The 24,181-nt window shown below is 68.8% G+C and carries 21 protein-coding genes; 14 read left to right on the top strand and 7 right to left on the bottom strand.

Annotated elements, in window-relative coordinates:
- The first annotated feature begins 11 nt into the window (after positions 1-11).
- From E4M00_RS08690 to E4M00_RS08655, 8 genes are all read left to right on the top strand, one after another.
- Complete coding sequence (locus E4M00_RS08690) at positions 12-860, top strand: alpha/beta fold hydrolase (RefSeq protein WP_135120106.1); 849 nt, start codon at positions 12-14, stop codon at positions 858-860.
- A 204-nt stretch (positions 861-1,064) separates the two neighbouring features.
- A complete protein-coding gene (locus tag E4M00_RS08685; RefSeq protein ID WP_135120105.1) occupies positions 1,065-2,660 on the top strand; it encodes a glycoside hydrolase family 6 protein in 1,596 nt (531 codons plus the stop codon).
- Positions 2,661-2,828: 168 nt separating this feature from the next.
- Entirely contained in the window at positions 2,829-3,878 is a 1,050-nt protein-coding gene (lplAB, locus tag E4M00_RS08680; RefSeq protein WP_135120104.1) for a lipoate-protein ligase LplAB, read from the top strand.
- Between the two features lie 81 nt (positions 3,879-3,959).
- The gene (locus E4M00_RS08675) at positions 3,960-4,262 is read left to right on the top strand and encodes a hypothetical protein (protein WP_135120103.1); all 303 of its coding nucleotides are present in this window, start codon (positions 3,960-3,962) and stop codon (positions 4,260-4,262) included.
- A gap of 81 nt (positions 4,263-4,343) precedes the next feature.
- Complete coding sequence (locus tag E4M00_RS08670; protein ID WP_135120102.1) at positions 4,344-5,258, top strand: DNA-methyltransferase; 915 nt, start codon at positions 4,344-4,346, stop codon at positions 5,256-5,258.
- 62 nt (positions 5,259-5,320) lie between these two features.
- Positions 5,321-7,498, top strand: a complete 2,178-nt coding sequence (locus tag E4M00_RS18175) for a TPM domain-containing protein (protein WP_167756856.1) — start codon at positions 5,321-5,323, stop codon at positions 7,496-7,498.
- A gap of 96 nt (positions 7,499-7,594) precedes the next feature.
- Positions 7,595-8,326, top strand: a complete 732-nt coding sequence (locus E4M00_RS08660) for a PspA/IM30 family protein (RefSeq protein WP_135120100.1) — start codon at positions 7,595-7,597, stop codon at positions 8,324-8,326.
- Positions 8,327-8,438: 112 nt separating this feature from the next.
- Positions 8,439-9,263, top strand: coding sequence for a VOC family protein (locus tag E4M00_RS08655; protein WP_135120099.1), 825 nt, complete (start codon positions 8,439-8,441; stop codon positions 9,261-9,263).
- Positions 9,264-9,301: 38 nt separating this feature from the next.
- Here E4M00_RS08655 and E4M00_RS08650 read toward each other — a convergent pair whose 3' ends face one another.
- The 6 genes from E4M00_RS08650 to E4M00_RS08625 form a co-directional block, all read right to left on the bottom strand.
- Positions 9,302-10,336, bottom strand: coding sequence for a LacI family DNA-binding transcriptional regulator (locus tag E4M00_RS08650; protein ID WP_135120098.1), 1,035 nt, complete (start codon positions 10,334-10,336; stop codon positions 9,302-9,304).
- Between the two features lie 29 nt (positions 10,337-10,365).
- Entirely contained in the window at positions 10,366-11,793 is a 1,428-nt protein-coding gene (locus E4M00_RS08645) for a glycoside hydrolase family 1 protein (protein WP_135120097.1), read from the bottom strand.
- Positions 11,793-12,725, bottom strand: coding sequence for a carbohydrate ABC transporter permease (locus tag E4M00_RS08640; RefSeq protein ID WP_135120096.1), 933 nt, complete (start codon positions 12,723-12,725; stop codon positions 11,793-11,795). The genes E4M00_RS08645 and E4M00_RS08640 overlap by 1 nt, the downstream gene beginning before the upstream one ends.
- Positions 12,722-13,813 carry a carbohydrate ABC transporter permease gene (locus E4M00_RS08635; RefSeq protein ID WP_135120095.1) on the bottom strand — a complete coding sequence of 364 codons (1,092 nt, stop codon included), beginning with the start codon at positions 13,811-13,813 and terminating at the stop codon, positions 12,722-12,724. Before E4M00_RS08635 ends, E4M00_RS08640 begins: the two co-directional genes overlap by 4 nt.
- Positions 13,814-13,884: 71 nt before the next feature.
- On the bottom strand, positions 13,885-15,207 hold the full coding sequence (locus E4M00_RS08630) for an ABC transporter substrate-binding protein (RefSeq protein ID WP_135120094.1): 1,323 nt from the start codon (positions 15,205-15,207) through the stop codon (positions 13,885-13,887).
- 238 nt (positions 15,208-15,445) lie between these two features.
- On the bottom strand, positions 15,446-17,347 hold the full coding sequence (locus E4M00_RS08625) for an MDR family MFS transporter (RefSeq protein ID WP_135120533.1): 1,902 nt from the start codon (positions 17,345-17,347) through the stop codon (positions 15,446-15,448).
- 165 nt (positions 17,348-17,512) lie between these two features.
- On the opposite strand from E4M00_RS08625, the gene E4M00_RS08620 reads away from it, so the two are divergent.
- From E4M00_RS08620 to E4M00_RS08610, 3 genes are all read left to right on the top strand, one after another.
- Entirely contained in the window at positions 17,513-18,199 is a 687-nt protein-coding gene (locus E4M00_RS08620) for an amidase domain-containing protein (RefSeq protein WP_135120093.1), read from the top strand.
- Positions 18,200-18,312: 113 nt separating this feature from the next.
- Positions 18,313-19,173, top strand: coding sequence for a M15 family metallopeptidase (locus E4M00_RS08615; protein ID WP_135120092.1), 861 nt, complete (start codon positions 18,313-18,315; stop codon positions 19,171-19,173).
- A gap of 143 nt (positions 19,174-19,316) precedes the next feature.
- Positions 19,317-20,417 (top strand): amidase domain-containing protein, encoded by a 1,101-nt coding sequence (locus E4M00_RS08610; RefSeq protein WP_135120091.1) that lies wholly within the window; start codon positions 19,317-19,319, stop codon positions 20,415-20,417.
- Between the two features lie 15 nt (positions 20,418-20,432).
- Here E4M00_RS08610 and pgm read toward each other — a convergent pair whose 3' ends face one another.
- Positions 20,433-22,061, bottom strand: a complete 1,629-nt coding sequence (gene pgm / locus E4M00_RS08605; protein ID WP_135120090.1) for a phosphoglucomutase (alpha-D-glucose-1,6-bisphosphate-dependent) — start codon at positions 22,059-22,061, stop codon at positions 20,433-20,435.
- A gap of 72 nt (positions 22,062-22,133) precedes the next feature.
- On the opposite strand from pgm, the gene pheA reads away from it, so the two are divergent.
- The 3 genes from pheA to E4M00_RS08590 are packed head-to-tail and all read left to right on the top strand — an operon-like array spanning position 22,134 to position 24,175.
- Positions 22,134-23,132 carry a prephenate dehydratase gene (gene pheA, locus E4M00_RS08600; RefSeq protein ID WP_135120089.1) on the top strand — a complete coding sequence of 333 codons (999 nt, stop codon included), beginning with the start codon at positions 22,134-22,136 and terminating at the stop codon, positions 23,130-23,132.
- A 3-nt stretch (positions 23,133-23,135) separates the two neighbouring features.
- Positions 23,136-23,936, top strand: coding sequence for a hypothetical protein (locus tag E4M00_RS08595; protein WP_135120088.1), 801 nt, complete (start codon positions 23,136-23,138; stop codon positions 23,934-23,936).
- Entirely contained in the window at positions 23,933-24,175 is a 243-nt protein-coding gene (locus E4M00_RS08590) for a hypothetical protein (protein WP_135120087.1), read from the top strand. Before E4M00_RS08595 ends, E4M00_RS08590 begins: the two co-directional genes overlap by 4 nt.
- The last annotated feature ends 6 nt before the right edge of the window (positions 24,176-24,181 follow it).

The following is a 24,181-nucleotide window of genomic DNA, read 5'->3' as shown; positions in this document are numbered from 1 at the left end:
AGCCTGAGCCCATGAGCAGCGCAGCCCGCACCTTCACCGACCGGCACGGCATCCGCATCCACTTCGATGTCTACGAGGTGCAGCAGCCGAAGGGGATCGTGCAGCTGGTGCACGGTGTCGGCGAGCACGCAGGGCGGTACGTGCACGTGGCCGACGCGTTGAACGCTGCCGGCTACACCGTCTACGCCGACGATCACCGGGGCCACGGGCGCACCGGCATGGAGCAGCACGGCGGCGACGTCACGAAGCTCGGCCATCTCGGCTCCGGCGGTCTTCGGGCGGCCATCGCCGCGGTCCACCAGTTCACCGAACTCATCCGTGACGAGAACGCCGGCGTGCCGATCGTGCTGCTCGGCCACTCGTGGGGCTCGCTCATGGCCCAGATCATCCTGAATTCATCGGCCGTCGACTACGCCGCCGCCATTCTCACGGGCACGGGGTACCGGATGCCGGGATCTGTCAACAGCGGCGACCTCAACCGGCGCCACAGGAATCTCGGCACGACGGGCATGGAGTGGCTCAGCCGCGATGTGGACGTGCAGCAGGCCTTCCTCGACGACCCGCTCACCACATCCGTCCCCATCGCGAAGCTCTTCGGACTGGTGGATGGCGTACGCCTGTACGGGCGCCCGGCGCGCGACCTGCCCGACATCCCACTGCTCATCCAGGTCGGCAGCGACGACAGCGTTGGAGGCGAAAAGAGTGCACTCCGCCTCGTCGACGCCTACCGCCGACGCTCCGGTCTCACCGATGTCACGCTCATCGTGTACCCCGAAGCCCGTCACGAGATCTTCAACGAGACCAATCGCGTCGACGTGCTCGCCGACACCACCGCCTGGCTCGACGCGCACCTCGGCTAGTCCCGCCGCCGTGTGAGGCGCCGCCGCTGCCGCGTGAACGACCCCTTGACGGGGGACACGGATTGCGGCACTCTGGGAGACGCGGCACCCGTGAGAGCGCTCTCACGCAGGGCTCGGGCCCGCGCCGCACGCATGACGCACCACCCTGCACGGTCCACAAGGATGTCGACCGAGGTCGACGATGACCCCCTGGGAGTCCTCAGCATGACGAACAGCACGACACGCACCACACGCACGACGAAGCCCCTCACCCGCCGCTCGCTGCGGGTCGCATCCGTCACGGCGATCGCCGCCCTGGCGACCCTGGGCCTCACCGCACCTCCCGCAGCAGCCGCCAATGACGTGCTCGGCCCCGGAAGCGCGCTGTACGTCGATCCGCACTCGACGACACTCGAGGCTGCAGCCGGTCTGTCCGGCCAGGCGCGCACCGATGCGCAACTCCTCGGCAGCTTCCCCTCGGCCACCTGGCTCACCAAGGGAACCCCGGCCGAGGCGCAGGCGGCCGCAGCCGAGGTGACCACGGCTGCTGCGGCATCCGGCGCAGTCCCCACCGTCGTGGTCTACAACCTGCCCTACCGCGACTGCGCCCAGTACTCGGCGGGCGGCGCGCTCGACACCGCCGCCTACGAGGCCTGGGTCGACGGGGTCGCAGCGGGCATCGGCGACGCGAAGGCGGCCATCATCCTCGAGCCCGACGGACTCGGCATCATTCCGTGGAACACCGACATCAACGGCAACCTCGAGTGGTGCCAACCGGCCGACCTCGACCCGGCCACCGCTGCAGCCGACAGGTTCGAGCAGGTCAACCACGCCGTCGACGTGCTCACGGCCCTGCCCAACACGGCCGTCTACCTCGACGGAACGCACAGCGGCTGGCTCGGGGTCGGCGACATCTCGCAGCGCCTCATCGCGGGCGGCGTCGAGAAGGCCGACGGCTTCTTCCTCAACGCCTCCAACTACGTGCAGACCGAGCGCCTCGCGAAGTACGGCACCTGGATCTCGGACTGCATCAACCTGAGCGTCAACAGTTGGTACGAGCCGAGCTACTGCGGCAGCCAGTACTACCCGGCCAGCCCCGACGACTTCTCGACCTGGGGGCTGACGGATGCCGCCTACGCCCAGGCCTACGCCGACACCGGCCTCACCCCCGACCCGGCAGCGCAGGCGCACTTCGTCATCGACACGAGCCGCAACGGCGTCGGCCCCTGGACTGCGCCGGCCGGCTGGGAGGGCGACGCCGAGGTCTGGTGCAACCCGCCGGATCGCGGAGCCGGAGCACGCCCGACGACGGACACCGGTGACGCTCTCATCGACGCCTACCTGTGGATCAAGGTTCCGGGGGAGTCCGACGGCCAGTGCTACCGCGGCACCGCCGGACCGCTCGACCCCGTGCGCGGCATCGAGGATCCGGCCGCTGGCCAGTGGTTCGTCGAGCAGGCGCGGGAGCTGATCGCCCACGCCGTGCCGGCCTTCCCGGCCCCGAGCTGCCAGGTGTCGTACTCGGCCACGAAGTCGCTGTTCGGGGTGTTCGCAGCCGAGCTGCGCATCCGCAACGCGAGCACGACCCCGATCAACGGCTGGACCCTGAAGTGGAACTTCGCCGGCTCCGAGCGGGTGGTGAAGCTGGTCGGTGGCAAGGTCACGCAGGCGGCGGATGCCGTCACGGTGAAGAACTCCTCGCTCACGGCGAAGATCAAGCCGGGCGCCTGGGTGCCCGTCGCCTTCGTGGGCTCGCATGCGAAGCAGCGGGTCGAGCCCTGGCTGTTCACGCTGAACGGGAAGGCCTGCGCCTCGGACTGAGCGCGACAGGGCACCAGTCCACTCGACTCGCTCGCAGAGGGCCGAGCGAAGCGACCGCCCGAAGCGCGCCGATGCGGCTTCACCTGCCGTGGTGCGCTTCGGGCGCGGACTTCGTCCGGCCCTCAGCGAGCGAGGCCATTCATGCGGTGCCAGTCCTAGGCTGGACGCATGCACGGTGAGTACAAGGTTCCCCAGGGCAAGCTCGTGGTCGTCGACTTCGAGGTCGTCGACGATCTCATCTCGGGGTTCCGGCTCGCCGGCGACTTCTTCCTCGAGCCCGACGAGGCCCTCGGCGCCATCGATGCCGCTGTCAACGGACTCTCGGCGGAGTCCGACGCCACCGCGATCGCGCGCGCCATCACCGAGGCCCTCCCCGACGGAACCGTCATGCTCGGCTTCTCTGCCGAGGGCGTGGCCGTGGCCATCCGTCGTGCCCTCAAGAAGGCCACCAGCTGGCGCGACTACCAGTGGCAGATCATCCACGCCAAAGCCGTGAGCCCGGCCATGCACCTCGCTCTCGACGAGGTGCTGGCCATCGAGGTCGGCGCGGGACGCCGCCAGCCCACCCTGCGCATCTGGGAGTGGGACGAGTCCGCCGTCGTCATCGGCAGCTTCCAGTCGCTCAAGAACGAGGTCGATCCCGACGGCGCGGCGAAGTTCGGCTACGACGTCGTGCGTCGCATCTCGGGCGGCGGCGCGATGATGATGGAGAAGGGCTCTGTCGTCACCTACTCGCTCTACGTTCCCGCCGATCTCGTGCAGGGCATGACCTTCGCGGACTCCTACGCCTTCCTCGACGCGTGGGTCATCGACGCGCTGCGCGCCCTCGGCGTCGAGGCGAGCTACCAGCCGCTCAACGACATCACGAGCCCGACGGGCAAGATCGGCGGGGCCGCTCAGAAGCGCCTCGGCAACGGCGGCATCCTGCACCACGTCACGATGAGTTACGACATGGACGGCGAGATCATGACGCAGGTGCTGCGCATCGGCCGGGAGAAGATCAGCGACAAGGGCATCGCCAGCGCCGCCAAGCGGGTCGACCCTCTGAAGCGCCAGGCCGGAGTGGAGCGCGCTGTCATCATCGAGCAGCTCGAGAAGACCTTCACCGCGCTGACGGATGCCGCTCCCGGCGACATCACCGACGACGAGTACGCGCAGGCCGAGGCTCTCGTCGAGTCGAAGTTCGCGACGTCGGAGTGGCTCAACCGCGTGCCGTGAGCGGCGCCGCCCATCGGCGCGCGCAGATCAGGATGGATGCGCCGCGGGCGAAGCACCGGCGCCTTCTCGTAGGCTGGTCGCATGACCTGGTGGATCCCCGTCGCCCTCGTGGTGCTCGTCGCGTTCATCGTGTTCGCCTCGCACAAGGGCTGGGTCGACTTCAGCAACAAGGTCGGCCGGGGCACAGCGGGCGGCGGTGCGCTCGGAGTGGTCGACGAGGTGTTCGCCCCGCACCGGCACGAGATCGAGGTGCAGCGCGAGAGGGAGAGCGTGCTCCCCGCCCCGTCTCCCGTCGCGGATGACGATGACAAGGGAATCCTCGAGCTGAACGACGCCGACGACCCGACCACCCGATTCGACGGACGCATCCGCCTCGACCTCTAGCTTCGACCCGCTCGCAGAGCGACGGGGAGCGAAGCGAGCGCCGCGAAGTGGAGGGCACCGGCGGCCTGACACAATGAGGGAATGCCCGACACGGATGCCGCTACGCCCGAGTCCGCGGCATCCGTCGGCCGCATCATCCACGCCGACAACCTCACGGTTCTTCCGATGCTGCCAGACAGCTCCTTCACGCTGATCTACCTCGACCCGCCGTTCAACACCGGGCGACCGCAGGCCCGCCAGAGTACGACGCACGTACGCACGGAGCAGGGCGACCCCGATGCGAGCACCGACCCCGCCCCCCAGCGCGCCGCGGGCGTCATCTCGGGGTTCAAGGGGCGGCAGTACCAGCGCATCCGCGGCGACCTCTACAGCTACGACGACCACTTCGAGGACTACTGGGGCTTCCTCGAGCCGCGCCTCATCGAGGCCTGGCGACTGCTCGCCGACGACGGAACCCTCTACCTGCACCTCGACTACCGCGAGGCGCACTACGCGAAGGTCATGCTCGACGCCCTGTTCGGTCGCGAGTGCTTCCTGAACGAGCTCATCTGGGCCTACGACTACGGAGCCAAGTCGAAGAAGCGCTGGCCGACCAAGCACGACACGATCCTCGTCTACGTGAAGAACCCGAAGGCCTACTGGTTCGACTCCACGGCCGTCGACCGCGAGCCCTACATGGCTCCCGGCCTCGTCACCCCCGAGAAGGCCGAGCTCGGCAAGCTGCCGACCGACGTGTGGTGGCACACCATCGTCTCGCCGACGGGCAGGGAGAAGACCGGCTACCCGACCCAGAAGCCCGAGGGCATCCTGCGCCGCATCATCCAGGCCTCGAGCCGCCCCGGCGACGCCGTGCTCGACTTCTTCGCGGGCTCGGGCACGACGGGTGCCGTGGCCGCGGCGCTCGGGCGCCGGTTCACGCTGATCGACGAGTCCCCCGACGCCATCGCCATCATGCGCGCACGCTTCGCGCCCGTAGACGGCGTCGTCTTCGAGTAGTCGGTGGTCCCGGTTCTGTGCACTGGCCGAGAGGTCGCTGCATGCCTCGTCACCGCGTGGTCGTGGCCGATAGCGTAGACGGGAACGACCAGAGCGCATCCGACGACGGATGGCCCGACGAGGAGGCGACCCGCGTGACGACAGGCAGGAACGCCGTTCGCCGCGTGTTCGCAGCACTCGCAGCCGGGGCCATCGGTCTCGCTCTCGCCGTGGGCGCCGCATCACCCGCGCTGGCCGATGATCCCGTCGACTTCGGCTCGAGCGACATCGTCGACACCGCCGGTGTTCTCGGCGGAGACACCCAGGCCGTTCAGGACGCGATCGACCAGTTGCAGGCCGACACCGGCCAGACCCTGCTCGTGGCCTACGTGAACAGCTTCGAGAACCCGAGTGATCGCGAGCAGTGGGTGCAGGAGGTTCGCGACGCGAACCAGCTCGGCGCGTCGAACGTGGTGCTGGCCGTGGCGGTCGACGACAGGATCTACCAGCTGTCGTTCTCCGACGAATCGCCGTTGCAGGCAGACTCCGAGCAGATCGCCTCCGACTACGTCGTGCCCAGCCTGTCGCAGGATGACTGGGCCGGAGCCGCCATCGGTGCGACCGAAGGCATCCGTGCCGCATCGAACGGCGAGCTGAGCGGCGGTGGATCCGACGGCGGAACGGGTTCCGGCAGTGGCTCCGAGTCAGGCTCCGGCGGCAGCGGCGCCGTGCTGCTCTGGGGCTTCCTCGTCGTGGGCGTCATCGCCCTCGTCATCGTGCTCGTCTCCGTCATCCGCAAGCGTCGCCGTGCCGGCCTCGCACGTGCCCAGGCCGCCCAGGACCGTGCCGCGCTCGAGCAGCGCGCCGGGAGCCTGCTGGTGCAGCTCGACGACGCGCTCAAGACCAGCGAGCAGGAGGTCGGCTTCGCTGCGGCCGAGTTCGGCGACGAGGCTGTGAAGCCGTTCACCGACGCGCTCGCCGCGGCCAGCGCCTCGGCCCGGCAGGCCTTCGCCGTGAAGCAGAAGCTCGACGACGCCTTCCCCGAGAGCGAAGCCGAGCGTGCGGCCATGACGGCCGAGGTCACCAGCCTCGCCGAGCAGGCCATCGCCGGTCTCGACGCGCGCTCCGACGAGTTCGACGCACTGCGGGCACTCGACGACAACGCCCTCCCCGTGCTGAAGACGGTGACGACGGATGCCGAGAAGCTGGGCGGGCGCCTCTCCGCGACCGAGGCGCGCATAGCCGAGCTGCACACCCGCTTCGAGGGCGAGACCATGTCGACCCTCACGGGAAACGCGGCGCAGGCACGCCAGCTGCTCGCGTTCGCGACCGAGACGGCCGCTGCTGCTGCCGCGACGCTGTCGGCACCGGCGCCCGACAGCGGTCATCGGCCGAGCGTCGCCATCCCCGTGCGCGCGGCGCAGCAGAGCATCGGGCAGGCGGGCCAGCTGCTGGACGCCGTCGACGGCGTCGCCCAGAGCCTCGAGGCTGCGACGGCCACCGTCGCGAAGGAGATCGACGACGTCGAGCGCGACCTGGCCGAGGCCAGGCAGACCGCCGTCACCACCCGCCTCGGAGAGGCCGCCCTGGCCGCCCCGATCGCTGCGGCCGAGCAGGTGCTCGCCGCCGCGCGCCAGGCCTCAGGTTCCCGCACCGACCCGCTCGCCATGGTGCGACGCCTGCAGGAGGCCGAGGCGGCACTCGATGCCGCCCTCGCCCCGTCGCGGGAGCAGAGGGTGCAGCAGGAGCGCGCCGTCGCCCTGCTCGGTCGTGCGCAGAGCACCGCGCAGGCGCAGATCCAGGCGGCATCCGACTTCATCGCCACCCGACGTGGAGCCGTGGGTTCCGATGCTCGCCAGCGCCTGTCGGAGGCGCAGCGGCTGTTCGACTCCTCGCGTGCGATCGGCCCCGGCGACCCCGTGCAGGCCCTCGACCAGGCCCAGCGCTCGCAGGCCCTCGCCGCCAGCGCCATCCAGATCGCGCAGACCGACGTATCGGGCTACGACGACGACTCGTGGGGCGGCGGAGGCTACGGCGGAGGCGGCGGGCGCGGACGCTCGGGCGGCGGCGACGCCTTGACCGGCGCCATCATCGGCGGCATCCTCGGGGGACTGCTCACCGGCGGCGGAGGTCGGGGCGGCGACTCCGGCAGCATCTTCGGCGGGGGTGGCGGCGGCGGCGGGTTCGGCGGAGGCGGCTTCGGCGGAGGGTTCGGCGGTGGAGGCGGCTTCGGCGGCGGCGGATCCGGCGGCAGGTTCTAGCGGCGCACATCCGCAACGGCATCCGGACACGAAGTCGCACGATGTAACAGGCAACGACGCAACAGCATCAACCAGCAGTACGAGAGAGGGAACATCATGGCAAAGCAGTCCATCATCGGCCGCATCACCCAGCTCGCGAAGGCGAACATCAACGCGCTGCTCGACCAGGCAGAGGACCCGCAGAAGATGCTCGACCAGATGGTGCGCGACTACACGTCGAGCATCGGCGAGGCCGAGAGCGCCGTGGCGCAGACCATCGGCAACCTGCGGATGCTCGAGGAGGACCACCGCGAAGACGTCGCGGCAGCAGACGACTGGGGCCGCAAGGCCCTCGCCGCGAGCCGCAAGGCCGACGAGCTGCGGGGAGCGGGGAACGCGACGGATGCCGACAAGTTCGACGCCCTCGCCCGCGTCGCCCTCGGCCGCCAGCTGCAGTCGGAGAACGAGGCGAAGGGCGCCGAGCCGATGATCGCCTCGCAGACCGCCGTCGTCGACCAGCTCAAGGACGGCCTCGGCAAGATGCGGGAGAAGCTGAACCAGCTCTCCTCGAAGCGCGACGAGCTCATCGCCCGGTCGAAGACCGTCGAGGCGCAGTCGCAGGTGAACGACGCCATCAAGAGCGTCGACATCCTCGACCCCACGAGCGAGATCAGCCGCTTCGAGGACAAGATCCGGCGCGAGGAGGCGAAGGTGCGCGGCCAGCAGGAGCTCGCGGCCTCCAGCCTCGACGCCCAGTTCGAAGACCTGGAGGACCTCGGCGAGCTCACCGAGGTCGAGGCGCGTCTCGCCGCGCTCAAGGGCGGGGAGTCGCAGAAGGCGATCGAGTAGCGCGAAGCCAGAACAGGCCGGAACGGCGAGAACAGGCCGGTCAGGCCTGCAGTCGGCGAGATCGCTCGTTCCGGCCTGTTCTCGATCACGGTGATGAGAGAGGGAGACGACGATGGTGACCGTCAACGACGCCCGGGAGTATCCGGCCGGGGTTCCCAGCTGGATCGACGTGGAGACGCCGCGTCCGTATGACGCGATGGAGTTCTACGGAACCCTGTTCGGCTGGCGCTTCCACGATGCCGTGCCACCGGGAGCGCCGGGCTCGTACCTCGTCGCGACCATCGACGGTCACGACGTCGCGGCCATCTCGCCCTCGGTCGACGACGTCCCGGCGACCTGGAACAGCTACGTCGCCACCCGCAGCGCCGATTCCGCCGTCGAGACCGTCGTCGCCGCCGGCGGCAGCGTGCGCACGGGCCCCGTCGACGCCGGTCCGGGTGGTCGCTGGGCCGAGTTCCTCGACCCCGACGGCGCCGTCTTCCGGGTGTGGCAGGCGCGCCGACGCCTGGGAGCCCAGCTCGTCAACGAGCCGGGCACCTGGAACTTCAGCGTGCTCATCACGCCGACCCCCGAGAGCGGCATCCGTTTCTACTCGGATGTCTTCGGCTGGGAGGTCGACCCTGCCCTCGGTGCCGGCATGGCCAGGTTGCCGGGCTACGGCGACCACCTGGCGGGGACGGTCGACCCCGACATCAGGGAGCGTCAGGCGTTCGCCCCGCCGGGCTTCGCCGACGTGGTCGCGGGCATCGAGCAGGGCGACGCCCCGGCGCGCTGGGAGGTGCGATTCGCGGTGGAGGACCGGGATGCCGCGGCCGCTCTCGCCGAGACCGCCGGCGGAACCGTGCTCTCGAGTGCCGAGGATGACTGGACGAGGTCCGCCCTCATCCGCGATCCGCACGGTGCGACGTTCACGCTGAGCCAGTTCGCGCCCCAGTAGACCTCACGCTGGGTGAGTGGGCACAGTGCGAAGCGAGCCTAGGCCGACGCGCGCACCACCAGCGAGGTCTTCAGCTTCGTGAGGGTGTCGACGGGCTCGCCCTCGATGAGCTTCACGAGCACGCGGGCCATCTCGCGGCCCATCTCGACCGACGGCTGGTGCACCGTGGTGAGCGCCGGGGTCGCCGTCGCGCCGTAGATGTCGTCGTCGAAGCCGATCACCGCGATGTCCTCGGGGATGCGCAGCCCGGCCTCCCGGATGGCGGAGTACGCTCCGATCGCCATCTGGTCGTTCGCCGCGAACACCCCGTCGATCTTCGGCTCCCGCGCCAGCAGGCGCTTCATCGCGGTGACGCCCGATGCCGGCGAGAAGTCCCCGACCTCGAACAGCTCGGTGTCCATGCCGTGCTGGGCGAGCACCTCGCGCCAACCGGCCAGGCGATCGAGGCCGGGCGGCATGTCCTGGGGCCCGGCGATCGTGGCGATCTTCGTGCGACCGGATGCCACGAGGTGGGCGACAGCCGTCTCGGCACCGTGCTGGTTGTCGACGTCGATGAAGTAGTTGTCGCTCTCGGTGTCGCTCAGCGGCCGACCACCGAAGACGACGGGCAGGGTGCGGCTCAACTGCGCGTAGGAGTGGTCGCCCGTGTGGTGCGAGACCACGAGTGCTCCGTCGACGTTGCCGCCGAGGAGGTAGCGACGGGTCTTTCCCGACTGCGACTCCGACTCGATGATCATGTTCAGCGTGTAGTCGGTGTCGGCCAGGTGCAGGGCGATGCCCTGCACCACCGAGGCGAAGAAGGGGTCGGCGAACACTCGGGCGGCCGACTCCGGGACGATCAACGCGATCGCCTGGGTCTTGCGGCTGGCGAGTGAGCGCGCGGCCCGGTTCGGCACGTAGTTCAGCGCCTCGATGGCGCGCTGCACGACCTCGGTGACGTCTGGAGTGACCTTCGGCGAGCCGTTGACGACTCGTGACACCGTGGCGCGCGAGACGCCGGCATGTGCCGCGACCATCTCGAGCGTCGGTACGGCGCCGGCCCGAAGCTTCTCTGCCACTCCATCGCTCCCCATGTTCGAACTGGCTCCCACGATAGTGCCGATCAGGCTGTCGCCTTCGACGCCGCGATGACGGAGGCGTACTGGGTGGCCGAGAACTTCGGGGTGCGCACGAGGGTGTCGTAGTCGACGTGCACGATCCCGAAGCGCTTGTTGTAGCCCCACGCCCACTCGTAGTTGTCGAGCAGCGACCACACGAAGTACCCGCGCACGTCGGCGCCGGCCGCGATGGCCTCGCCCACCGCGGAGATGTGGGCGTCGATGTACGCCCAGCGCTCGGTGTCGTTCACGGCGCCGTCGATGATCTCGTCGTCGTAGGACGCCCCGTTCTCGGTGATGTACAGCGGCGGCAGCGTCGGGTACTCCCGACCGAGCCGCACCAGCAGCGTGCGGAGTCCGTCGGGGTTCACCTCCCAGCCCATCGCGGTGCGCGGCAGGTGGCGCGTCGGGAACGTCACGTACTCGCTGCCGACGAACGGCGAGCGGCCGGGCTTCTCGGTCGGGACCAGGCCGGGCTCGGCATCCGGGGCCGCCGGATGACCCGAGACGTTGTCGTCGTGATAGTGGTTCACCCCGAGGAAGTCGATCGGCGTGCTGATGACGGCGAGGTCGCCGCCCTGCACGTACTGGAGGAAGTCGTACTCCTCCAGGTCGCCGATCACGTCGACCGGGTACTCGCCGAGCAGCAGCGGCTCGATGTACATGCGGTTCCACAGCCCGTCGATGCGGCGGGCGGCCTCGAGGTCGACGGGGTCGGTCGGGTCGTTCGGCACGGCGTTCGTGAGGTTGAGCGTGATGCCGATCTGCAGCTCACGGCCGTCGCGGGCGGCCAGTTCGCGCAGGCGGGCCGCGGCCAGACCGTGGGCGAGATGCTGGTGGTGCAGGGCGGCGAGCCCGGCATCCGGATCCGTCAGGCCCGGCGCGTGCTCACCGGCGACGTAGCCGATGAGGGAGGAGCAGAGCGGCTCGTTGAAGGTGGTCCAGTGCGTGACGCGGTCGCCGAGAGCCCCGTAGACCGCCTCGGCGTACTCGACGAAACGGTAGGCCGTCTCGCGATTGGCCCAGCCGCCCTTCTCCTGGAGAGCCTGCGGCAGGTCCCAGTGATAGAGCGTGAGCCACGGCAGGATGCCCTGGCCGAGCAGTTCATCGACGAGCGAGCTGTAGAAGTCGAGCCCCTCCTGGTTCACGCTGCGTCCACCGGGAACCACCCGGGCCCAGCTGGTGGAGAAGCGGTAGGAGTCGAGGCCGAGGTCCTTCATCATGGCGACGTCCGACGGCACCCGGTGATAGTGGTCGACGGCCTGCTCCGGGGTGTCGCCGTTGGCGACGGCGCCGGGGACGCGCGAGTACGCGTCCCAGATGGAGTCCTCCTTGCCGCCCTCGTGGGCTGCTCCCTCGATCTGGGCTGCGGCCGTGGCCGATCCCCAGAGGAAGCCGGTCGGCCAGGTGCGTTCGGTGAGTGGAATCGTCATCAGCCCTTCACTGCTCCCGCCATGATTCCCGAGACGAGCTGCTTGCCGGCGAGCACGAACAGGATGAGGAGCGGGATGGTCGCCATGACGGCGCCCGCGAGGACGATCGTGTAGTCGACGTACTTCGCGCTCTGCAACTGGCTGAGGGCCACCTGCAGGGTCGGGTTCTGCGGCGACACCAGCAGTGGCCAGAGGTAGTCGGTCCAGGCCGTCATGAAGGTGAACAGGCCGAGGATCGCCATGGCCGGGCGCGCAGCCGGAAGGCCGACGTGCCAGAAGGTGCCGAACATGGAGGCTCCATCGACACGGGCGGCCTCGATGAGCTCATCGGGGATGACGTCGACCAGGTACTGGCGCATGAAGAACACGCCGAAGGCCGTGACGAGCGTCGGAACGATGATCGCGCCAAGGGTGCCGGTCCAGCCGAACTCCTTCATGAGCATGAAGAGCGGGATGATGCCGAGCTGGGTGGGCACGGCGAGGGTGGCGATCACGAAGACCATCAGGCCCTCGCGGCCCTTGAAGCGCAGCTTGGCGAACGAGTAGCCGGCGAGGGTGGAGAAGAACACCACCGAGATCGTGATGACGCCCGACACGATGATGCTGTTCGCCAGCGCCTGCCAGAACGGCACGGTGTCGAGCACCGAGGCGACGTTGTCCCAGAACCGTCCGCCCGGCAGGAGCGGAGGCCAGGTGTCTGCCAGCACGGAGCTGTCGCTGGATCCGGCGACGAACGACCACCACAGCGGGTAGGCGCCACCGAGGAACAGGGCGATGAGCAGGCCGTAGGTGAGGAACCCGGGGCGGCGGTCGATGCCGACGTCGCGGGCGCGGCCGGGCTTGGCGGGCTTGACCGGCTTCACGGGGATGCCGGGAGTGCCGGCATCCGTCGTCGGAGTGGTGGGCTTCTTGAGGTCGGTGACGTTGCTCATGAGCGCTTCTCCCCTGCTGCGGCGACGACGGCGCGCGCGCCTTCAGCCTTCTCTGCGTTGTGTTCCGTGAGCTTGCGCCCGGTGCGCTTCTTCGACGTGCGGGTCTCGACCGACGCGATGCGGCGGGAGATCAGGAAGTTCATCAGGCCGAAGGCGACGATGATGATGAACAGCAGCCAGGCGATGGCCGAGGCCTTGCCGAAGTCGCTGCGGTTGAAGGCCATGTCCCACAGGTAGAGCACGGTGGTCTGGTACTCGCGGTGCGGGCCGCCGAGCACCGAGCTCGACGGGTTGAACAGCTTCGGCTCCGTGAAGATCTGCAGGCCGCCGATGGTCGCGGTGATGATCACGAAGATCATGGTGGGACGGATGCTCGGCAGCGTGATCGAGAAGAAGCGACGGAACGCTCCGGCGCCGTCGAGGGCGGCCGATTCGTGGATGTCGCGCGGCACGGACTGCATGGCGGCGAGGAGGATCAGGGCGTTGTAGCCGGTCCAGCGCCAGTTCACCATGGTGGCGATCGCCACGTGCGAGGGGAAGGTCTCGGTCTTCCACATCACGGGGTCGACGTTGAGCGCTTCGAGGATGTTGTTGATGAGGCCGTACTTCTCGGAGAACGCGCTCGAGAAGATGATGGCGACGGCCACGGGGGTGACCACGTAGGGGATGAGGACGCTCATGCGCCAGAAGGTCTTGGCGCGGATGTTCTGGTCGAGCACGGCCGCGATGAAGACGGCGGCGAGAAGCTGGGGGATGCACGAGAGCAGGAAGATGCTCACGGTGTTGAACAGCGAGTTCCAGAAGTACGGATCGGTGAGCTCGTCCGTGTAGTTCTGGAAGCCGACCCACTCGCCGGGGCCGGTGAGCAGGTCCCAGTCGTTCAGCGACACCACGAAGGTGTAGACGAGCGGGAACAGGCCGATGAGGCCGAACAGCACGAAGAACGGTGCGATGTAGAGGTACGGCGACGCCTTGGAGTCGAAGCGGCTCACGCGGTGCTTGAACGGCACCTTCGCGGTCGAGGTCTTCGCTGGCCGTGCCGCTGCCGGGGTGCTGCTCGTCTCCGGGGGACTGACTGTGGTGGTCATGCTGTTCTCTCTCAAGGAATGTGGCCCCCCGGAAACGGGTCTCCGGGGGGCCACCGTGGAGCTGGTGTGACTTACTTGAGGTCCAGGCTCTGCAGCGTGGTGAGTGCCTCGTTCCACGCGTCATCGCCTGAGGCGCCCTTGTCGAGCGACTGCGTGGCCGGTCCGAAGACCTGCTCCTGGATGACCGAGTCGTTCGGGCCCTTGTACTGGGCCACGACGCCCTCGGCACGCGATCCGAGGATCTCGCCGATGGGAGCGTTGTTGAAGAACTTGGTCAGATCGCTCTCGCCGGTGACACCCGGGTCGGTCTGCGCCTCGATGACCGAGGGGAAGGTGCCTGCAGCCTGGAAGGCGGCGACGGCCGACTTGGCATCAGTCAGGTAGGCGGCCAGTGCGGCAGCCTCCTTCGGGTGCTTCGACGTGGTGGGAACGGTCAGGAAGGTTCCACCCCAGTTGGCGGGGCCGCCGGGGAAGACATCCGCGAAGTCCCAGCCGGAGGTGGCGTCGCCACCAGCGGACTCGACCTGGCCCTTCACGACACCGAGCATCCAGCCCGGGCACATGAAGGTCGCGAAGGAACCGTCGGTGAAGGCCTTGCCCTTACCCCAGTCCCACTGAGCCTGGCCGCTGGAGAGGCCTGCAGCTGCGCCGCCGGCGAGCTTGTCCCACTGGGCCTTGAGGTCGGCGTTGTCTTCGACGTTGAGCTCGCCGTCGGAGGTGTAGTAGCCCTCGGGGAGCTGGTTGACCATGGCGTTCCAGACGAAGCCGCTCTGGTCGTAGAAGGCCTTGCCGGTGGCTGCCTTGTACTGCTCGCCGACCTTGAAGAAGTCGTCCCAGGTCGCGTCGTCGCCGCCGAAGAGCTCGGCCACGGCCTCGCGGTCGCCGGGCAGGCCGGCAGCCTCGAACAGCTTGCTGTTGTAGCAGAGGCCCTCGGGGCCGATGTCGGTGCCGTATCCGATGATGCGGCCGTCCTTGTCGGTGCCCTGCTTGAGCTTCCAGTCGACCCAGCGGTCCTTGATGTCGTTCGCGCCGTACTCGGTGAGGTCGGTGAAGCTGTCGGAGACCGCCTGCACCTGGCCGAGCCAGCCCTCTTCGACGGCCTGCACGTCGGGGAGACCGGCGCCTGCTGCCTGCTTGGTCTTCCAGTCGGTGAGTGCGTTTCCGCCGGTGTCGATGTTGGTGGCCTTGATGGTGACGTTCGGGTTCTCTTCCTCGTACTGCTTGTAGAGGTCGTCGAGTCCCATGGTTCCGAACGTCGTGACGGTCAGTTCGACCTTCTCGTCGGATGATCCCGATCCCGAATCGCCGGAGGATGAACATCCGGTGGCGAGGAGGGCGATTGCTGCGACACCGGCGACGGCGGCAACAGCTGTGGTGCGTCGTGAAAGCTTCACGGTTCACTCCCTTGTGTGCGTGGACAATTGTTGGTGCGTGCGCTGAGAGCGCTCTCTCACTACCCTGTGAGAGCGCTCTCACGATTGCGTTCCGAGAATAAGCACTGCGGATGCCGACTGTCAAGAGAGCGCTCTCACGGCACCGATACGTTATGAATCCGTTACACGCCGATGACGGGATGAGGTCGGGAGAATGACGCGCGACGGGCGCGCGGCCACAGCGATCCGCAGGCTTCGGTCAGGGCCGCTGCACCGGCACCGATCCGGTGCGCGGACCGGGGTCGAGCAGCGATCCGGTGATGTCGGCTGCCCGCTGCGCCTGCAGATCCGTCTGCAGTTCGTCGTCGGCCCTGGCCTCAGCGGCAGAAGCAGCGGCCTCGGCGTCAGCGGCCTCGGCGTCAGCCCGGTTGTCCGCCGCCTCCTGCAGCGCTGACTTCGCCCGGAGCGGCGGAGCCCGGAAGAACAGGGTGAGCACGAAGGCGATCAGAACGACGAGGAGGGCGACCCAGTACACCTGCACGGCCGAGGCGTTGAAGCCCGCCAGGAACGGCTTCGTCAGGCGGGGATCGGCTCCGTTCAGGAATGACGTGTCATCCAGCGTGCTGCTCCCGAACGATCCGCCCGTGCCGCTGTCGAGCTGCTCGAGGACCGTCGGGGTCACCTGGCTCACCACCTGCGCGCGCTGGGCGTCATCGCTCAGGTCGACCCCGGCCGGCAGCTGCGCCTCGATCGGAGTGACGATGGGGGTGTAGATCGTCTCCATGATCGCCGAGTTCTCGGGCGCCGAGGCGACGGACGGGTCGAGGGCGGCGTCGAGCGCGTCCGCCAGGGTGTCCTGATCCGACAGCGAGCCGACGATGTTCGTGGGCATTACGGTGAACAGCAGCGACAGCAGCACGGCAGTGCCGAGGGTTCCGCCGATCTGACGGAAGAAGGTGGACGAACTGGTGGCGACGCCCATGTCGCGCAGGCCCACGGAATTCTGGCTCGCGATCGTGAGGGTCTGCATGAGCTGACCGAGACCGAGGCCGATGAGGAGCATGGCGCCGGCGATGAACCAGTAGGACGAGTCGTACTCGAGGAACGTGAGGTAGAAGAATCCGCCCGAGAGCAGGGCCGTGCCGATGGTCGGGAAGATCCTGTATCGGCCGGTGCGGGCGATGATCTGTCCGCTGGCGATGGAGGAGATCATGAGGCCCAGGATCATCGGCAGCATCTGGAGGCCGCTCTCCGTCGGGGTGGACCCGAGTACGAGCTGCAGGTACAGCGGCAGCGTGAGCATGGCGCCGAACATGCCGAAGCCGACGAAGACGCCGATGATCGTCGCCATCGAGAAGGTCGACGAACGGAAGAGCTTGAGCGGGATCAGCGCGTCGTCCTTCATGGCCGCCTCGATGAGGATGAAGGAGATGATGCCCAGCACGCCGACCACATAGCAGGCGATGGCGCCCGGGCTGCTCCAGCCCCATTCACGGCCCTCCTCGGCGACGAGCAGCAGGGGGACGAGTGCGATGATCACCGTCGCGGCTCCCCACCAGTCGATGCGCACCGAGTACCGCTCGGTCTTCGGGAGGTGGAGGAAGCGCAGCACGATCGCGAGGGCGATGATGCCGATCGGCACGTTGATGAGGAAGACCCAGCGCCAGCCGGCGATTCCGAGGATCTCCTCGGCTCCGGCGAACAGCCCGCCGACGAGGGGGCCGATGAGGCTCGAGATCCCGAACACCGCGAGGAAGTAGCCCTGGTACTTCGCGCGTTCGCGCGGAGCCAGCATGTCGCCCATGATCGCCAGGGGCATCGACATGAGGCCGCCGGCTCCCAGCCCCTGGACGGCCCGGAACAACGCCAGTTCGATCATCGAGGTCGAGAAGGTGGCGAGGATCGAGCCGATGATGAAGATCACGATGGCGATGATGAACAGCGGTCGCCGTCCGAAGATGTCGGAGAGCTTCCCGTAGAGCGGTGTGGAGATCGTGGAGGTGATGAGGTACGCCGTCGTGACCCAGGCCTGCTGGCTCAGCCCGTGCAGGTCGTCGCCGATCGTTCGGATCGCGGTGCCCACCACGGTCTGGTCGAGGGCGGAGAGGAACATGCCCGCCATCAGGCCGAAGATCACGAACAGGATCTGCCGGTGCGACATGAGCGGCGTGGACGCTGGAGACGACGCGGTGTTGGTCACAGCCCTCAACGTAGACCCGAGGCATCGTGGGGGACAACGGGCTGGAGTGACGGATCCGTCGCATCCCTGGGCTTCCGGATGCCGTTCTCAGAGGTTCCTCCGATGTTGGGTTGTTACCGTCCGTGGATGCCCCGCTCCTCCCCGTCCTACTCGCGCGCCCTCGCGACGATCGCCATGACAGCGGCATCCGTCGCCGTCCTCGCCGCATGTTCCGGCCCCGTGGCGACAGCCGAGAAGACCGAGGCCGCGCCGAAGGCGAGCACCTCGGCCGAGATCCCGGCCCCGGTGCAGGAGGCGTCGAAAGCGGAAGCAGCACCCGCCTCGGCCGCGCTCAGCGCCCCGGTGCAGGCGCAGATCGACTATGCGCTCACGTACTGGCAGAACTACAACGAGGCCGAATTCGGGGTACTCGGCGAGAACGACTGCGTCAACTTCGCGAGCCAGACCCTCCTCGCCCGGGGATGGGTGCAGGACGACCAGTGGTTCCACGCCGACGACGTCTACTCGTCGAGCGACACCTGGCGCAGTTCCACCTCGTTCCGCGACTGGCTCGAGACCAGACCCGACCTCGCGACAGCGCTCGACGACTCCCAGCGCGACCAGGTGAGCGTCGGCGACATCGTCCAGTTCGACTGGGACCAGTCGGGCGACCGCGACCACACGGGCGTCGTGACCCGAGTGACCCATGAGAACGGCTCCACCCAGGTGTTCTTCGCCGGTCACACCCTCGACTCCGACTACCGCAGCGTCGACACCGCCATCACCGAGGACCACCCCGGCGGCGCCGTCTACTACTGGCACATCGTCTCCTAGGCCCAGAGCCTCCTCAGCCCAGCGCCTCCGCTCGCCTCCAGGGCAGGCGCCTCCTGCGCGCCGCGCGCCCGCGCTGACACCGGCTGGACGCGCCGCCCGGATACATTGGAACAATGTCCGAGTCCCGATCCCGCCGCGCCTCCCGCCGCGTGCGACGCAACCGCACCATCGCCGTCGCGGCGACGGTGCTGGTGCTCGTCGCCGGCGCCACCGCCGCCGGAGTGATCTCGGGCGCGCAGGGCGACGACGGAGCCACGACCACACCCCCGTCGAAGTCGCCGAAGCCGTCGGCATCCGCGAGCCCGACGCCGACGCCCACCCGTCCCGCGCCCGCCCAGACGCCGACGCCGACGGCGGTGCCCGGCTTCGACAAGGCCGCCCGCTCGATCGACGACCCCGCGAGCATCTGGGTGGTCAGCGACAAGTTGCGCCCGCTGAATCCCGTGGACTACGAACCCGTCGACCTCGTCGATGTGCCCGTCGCGCACACCTGGGATCCCGTGCTGCGGCAGGAGGCGTCGGATGCCGTCGTCGCGATGTTCCAGACCGCCTCCGACGAGGCCGGCCTGGCCCTCGCGTCGAACAGTGCGTATCGCAGCTACTCGACGCAGCAGAGCGTTTACGACAATGACGTCGCATCGCTCGGGCAGGAGGGTGCCGACCTGAGCACCGCCCGGCCGGGCTTCAGCGAGCACCAGACCGGACTCGCCATCGACATCGGGGCGGCATCCGGGGACTGCTCCCTGAACCAGTGCTTCGCCGACACTGCCGAGGGCCAGTGGCTGGCCGCCAACGCCTACAGGTTCGGCTACCTGCTGCGCTACCCGGCCGACAAGGTGCCCGTCACGGGCTTCGAGTTCGAGCCGTGGCACTACCGCTACATCGGCGTCGATCTCGCCACCGAGATGCACCGCGTCGGCATCACGACGCTCGAGGAGTTCTTCGGCCTTCCGGCCGCCCCGAACTACGGCTGACGGTCGCTTCGCCGGCGTTTCAGCCCGCTGGACTGTGGAACGGATATATGCGTTCCCATGAAATGTTGAGGATTCGTCCAGAACCCTGCCATAACCGTGTGATGAGGTTACGGGTCTTCTGCTCGGCTACTCGAAATTGATTCATGCTCCACCGCTCCACCAGTACCTCCACCCACCCCACCCTCTTCTCCACCCTCCGTCTCGTCGCCTCCCGTCGGCACCGCCGTGGCCAGCACGCCTCGCACTCGCCGTTCACGGCGGGCACGGCGCTGGTCGGCTGCGGCCTCGCGCTGAGCATCACGGCCGGTGCCCTGACGATCGGGGCGACAGCGGGTGCTTCGGCGACGGATGCGCCCTCCCGGGCCGCCGCATCCGCCGGCTCCGCGACGGGTACGAAGCACGGCGCGACGATCACCCCCGTCAAGACTCCGACTCCGGTCGACGACGACAAGCCCGTCATCGACGCGCTGCCCGTCGTCACCTCGGGCCCCGTGACCGGCGGCACGACGGTGACCCTGTCGGGTGCGAACCTCACAGACGTCGCGACGGTCACCATCGGCGGCCAGGCCGCCCCGGTGCTCTCGGCGACCGACGAGACCGTGACGGTCGCCGCGCCGGCAGCCCCGCGCTACTCGGAGGGCACGGTTCCGATCACGGTCCTCGACACCACCGGGACAGCCGTGCCCCTCGACGTCACGCCGGCGACCACCCTCGCCGACCTCAACGTGAAGGGGGCCGCCGCGCCCGCCCTCACGTTCAGCTACACGCCGGACGAGCACATCACAGCGCAGACGAACTACATGCTCACCTACTGGTCGAGCTACAACTCTCAGTACTTCATGTCGATCGACGGCGCGGACTGCGCCAACTTCGCCAGCCAGGGACTCATCGCCCGCGGCTGGACCATGGACGCGGACTGGTGGTACGCCGACGACGGCCAGACCAGCCCGTCGTGGATCAGCTCCACGGCGCTCTACGGCTACCTGGGCGCCCACCCGGAGCGCGCGACCTACCTCGGCGGCGACCGCACGAACGTGAAGGTCGGCGACATCGCCCAGTTCGACTGGGACGACTCGGGCGACCTCGACCACACCACCACCGTGACCCGCGTCGACCACACCGCCGACGGCGTGAAGGTCTACGTGGCCGGCCACACCAAGGATTCCGACTACTGGGACGTCGACGAGGCGCTCGCCACCGGCGGGGGCACCGTGCAGTTCTGGGGCATCAAGAACCAGGTGTGACGGTTCGAGCCATCGTCAGCTGATCGCACCGTCCACGATGTCGCGGGCCTCGGCCTGCACCTGGCGCAGGTGGTCCTCGCCGAGGAACGACTCGGCGTAGATCTTGTAGACGTCCTCGGTGCCGCTGGGCCGCGCGGCGAACCAGGCGTTCTCACTCACGACCTTGAGTCCGCCGACGGCTGCGTCGTTGCCCGGTGCCTTCGAGAGCTTCGCCGTGATCGGCTCGCCCGCGAGTTCCGTCGCCGTGATCGCGTCGCCGTCGAGCTTCCCGAGCGCCGCCTTCTGGGCCGGGGTCGCCTCGGCATCGATGCGTTCGTAGGCCGGGTCGCCGAACTTCTCCACGAGCTTCGCGTAGAGCTGCGAGGGACTGCGGCCCGTCACGGCTCGGATCTCGGAGGCCAGCAGGGCGAGCAGGATGCCGTCCTTGTCCGTCGTCCACGCCGTGCCGTCGAAGCGCAGGAAGCTGGCACCGGCGCTCTCCTCGCCCCCGAAGCCGACGGAGCCGTCGATGAGGCCGGGCACGAACCACTTGAAGCCGACGGGCACCTCCCAGAGCCGGCGGCCGAGGTGCTCCGCGACCCTGTCGATCATGCTCGACGACACGAGCGTCTTCCCGATGGCGGCATCCGCTCGCCACTCACCGCGATGACCGTAGAGGTACTCGATCGCCACGGCGAGGTAGTGGTTGGGGTTCATGAGACCGCCGTCCGGCGTGACGATGCCGTGCCTGTCGGCGTCGGCATCGTTGCCCGTGAGGATGTCGTACTCGCTCTGGTGCTTCAGCACGCTGGCCATGGCGGACGGGCTCGACGGGTCCATGCGGATCTTGCCGTCCCAGTCGAGCGTCATGAACTCCCAGGTCGGGTCGACGGTCTCGTTGACGACGGTGAGATCGATGCCGTAGTAATCGCGGATGGCACCCCAGTAGTTGACGGATGCCCCGCCGAGAGGATCGGCGCCGATGCGGATGCCGCTGCGCTTGATGGCGTCGAAGTCGATGATGTTGGCGAGGTCTGCCACGTACATGCCGCGGTAGTCATATGTCTGGACGGCGCTGGGCTCGGCCATCTTCACATCGCGCAGGCCGTCGACGATGATCTCGTTGGCCCGCGTGGCGATCCAGCTCGTGGCATCGGAGTCCGCCGGTCCGCCGTGCGGCGGGTTGTACTTGAACCCGCCGTCGGTCGGCGGGTTGTGGCTCGGGGTCACGACGATGCCGTCGGCCGTCTCGCCGGCCGAGCGGTGGGCCGCATCGTTGTTCCACGTGATGATGGCGAGGGACACGGCCGGGGTCGGCACCCAGTCGTCGTACTCGTCGACCATGGCCTCGACGCCGTTGCCGACGAGCACGCTGAGCGCCGTCGTCATGGCGGGAGCGCTGAGGGCGTGGGTGTCTGCGCCGATGAAGAGCGGACCCGTGATGCCCTGAGCAGTGCGGTACTCGACGATGGCCTGGGTGGTCGCGGCGATGTGCCAGTCGTTGAACGACGTGGTGAGGGAGCTGCCGCGGTGGCCGGAGGTGCCGAACACCACCCGCTGCTCGGGTATCGAGGGGTCGGGCTTCAATTCGTAGTAGGCGTGGATGAGAGCCTCGACATCGATGAGGTCGGACTTCTTGGCCGGCGTTCCTGCGCGATCCGTCATAGTGCCCAGTCTGGCATCGAGGGCGTCGCATTTCGAGGGCGTAGCGCCACACCTCGTGGCTAGGCTATGCCCATGCCCGACCAGCCCTCCGCCGACGCCGCCCACGAGACGTACAGCTACCTCGGCCCGGCCGGAACCTTCACCGAGGCCGCCCTCGCCCAGGTCGAGGCCGCGGCCGGCAAGACCTGGCGCCCCGTCAACAACGTGGGGGAGGCCTTCGCCGACGTCGTCAGCGGCCGCAGCATCGCAGCGATGATCGCCATCGAGAACTCGATCGAGGGCGGCGTCTCGGCCACCCAGGATGCGCTGGCCAACGTCCCGGGCCTCCGCATCATCGGCGAGTACCTCGTTCCGGTGAACTTCGTGCTGGTGGCACGCCGTGGAACCACCCTCGACGGCGTGAAGGTGATCAACGCGCATCCGGTGGCCTACGCCCAGACCCGCGGCTGGCTCGAGACCGCGCTGCCCACCCATGGGCACATCCCCGCGACGAGCAACGTGGCCGCGGCTTCCGAACTGTTCCTCAGCTCGCAGGCCGATGCCGCCGTCGCTCCTCCGGGCATCGTCAACCACTACGACGTCGAGGTGCTCGCCGAGGACATCGGCGACAACCCGAACGCGGTGACCCGGTTCGTGCTCGTCGGGCGCGAGCTGTCGATTCCCGCGCCGACCGGTGCCGACAAGACCAGCCTCATCGTCGAGCTCCCCGACGACCGGGCCGGTTCCCTCCTCGAGATGCTCGAGCAGTTCTCCACTCGCGGCGTCAACCTCAGCCTGCTCGAGTCCCGCCCCATCGGCGACGCCCTCGGACGCTACCGCTTCGTCATCGACGCCGACGGCCACATCCTCGACGAGCGGGTGGCGGATGCGCTGCTCGGCTTGCGCCGCTTCAGCCCGCAGGTCATCTTCCTGGGCTCGTATCCCCGCGCCGACAAGCAGCAGATCGAGTTCACGTCGCGCTACGACGACGAGGTGTTCATCGAGGCGCGCGACTGGCTGCGCGGACTGGTGAGCGGGGAGCCGCAGACTGCCGAGACCTCGTCCGTGACGGATGCCGCAACGGGAATGTGATCCATGGCGGCTGACAACGAAGTGCACGGCGACGAGGGCGACGCCGTGACCGGTGAGGGGCTCGACCCGCGGTTCGATCCCCGGTTCCAGCGCGGCTACAGTGCGCCGGCACCCGTCGGAGGTGCAGCGGCTGGTGAGCCGCGAGCTGAGGAGAAGCGTCCAGCCGGCATCGACCCGCGTTTCGACCCGCGATTCCAGCGCGGCTACGACCCCGAGCGGCACCAGCAGCTTCGCCGGCCGATCGCGGCCGACGAGGTCGACGATCGCCCTGCCTTCGCGTCGACGGTCAAGGCGGGGATCCCGCGCCCCCTCGACACCCCCGTCTCCCGTCCGGCCGCGCGGACCCCGGTGCGGCCCGCCGCGGCGTCAGCGTCGGGTGCGGCGGTCAGTGCGACGTCGACGGCGCAGGGGTCCACCGGCCCGGCAGCCGCGTCCGTGGCCGAGCCCGACGTCTCCGTCGACGACCGGACGTCGGACGCATCCGGGGCCGGGTCGGCGGCATCCGTCGGTCGCAATACCTACCTCCTGGCTCTCTGGATCTCCTGCGCCGCCCTCGTCGTGGTGGGCGTCGTGGTCATCGTCCAGACCGCGACCACCACCTCGGGGGGCGGGTTCGGCGTCTCGGCGTTCGGTGACCCCTTCGTCGTGGCCGTGTGGGTGATCGCGCCTCCTGCGGTGACGGTCGGGCTGATCGGACTCGTCGCGCTCACCCTGTCGCGGGCGCTCGGCTGGCTGGCCGACCACCCCGATCGCGGTGACCCGGGCGCGGATGCCGCCCTCTACGACGCGGACGACGTGCCGTGAATCCGTGGCTGAGCGCCCTCTGGGCCGGTCTCGTCGTCGGCGTCGTCGGCTGCGCCGTCGGGGTTGCCGGGCTCGTGGCCCTGCTGCCCGGGCAGCGCACTCAGGAGGCCTACGCGGGGGTGGACTGGGCGGCGATCAGCATCGTGCAGACGCTCGTGCTGCCGGCATCCGTCGTGTTGCTCGTCGCGAGCGGGCTGGCCCTGCTGGCCTATGCGGCGGCACGCTTCTCTGCTCGCTGAGGGCCG

Origin of the sequence: Orlajensenia leifsoniae (genome assembly GCF_004570845.1) — a bacterium.
GTDB classification, from domain to species: domain Bacteria; phylum Actinomycetota; class Actinomycetes; order Actinomycetales; family Microbacteriaceae; genus Orlajensenia; species Orlajensenia leifsoniae.
Note: the sequence above shows the minus strand (reverse complement) of the source record. Positions and strands in the feature narration are given on the sequence as shown.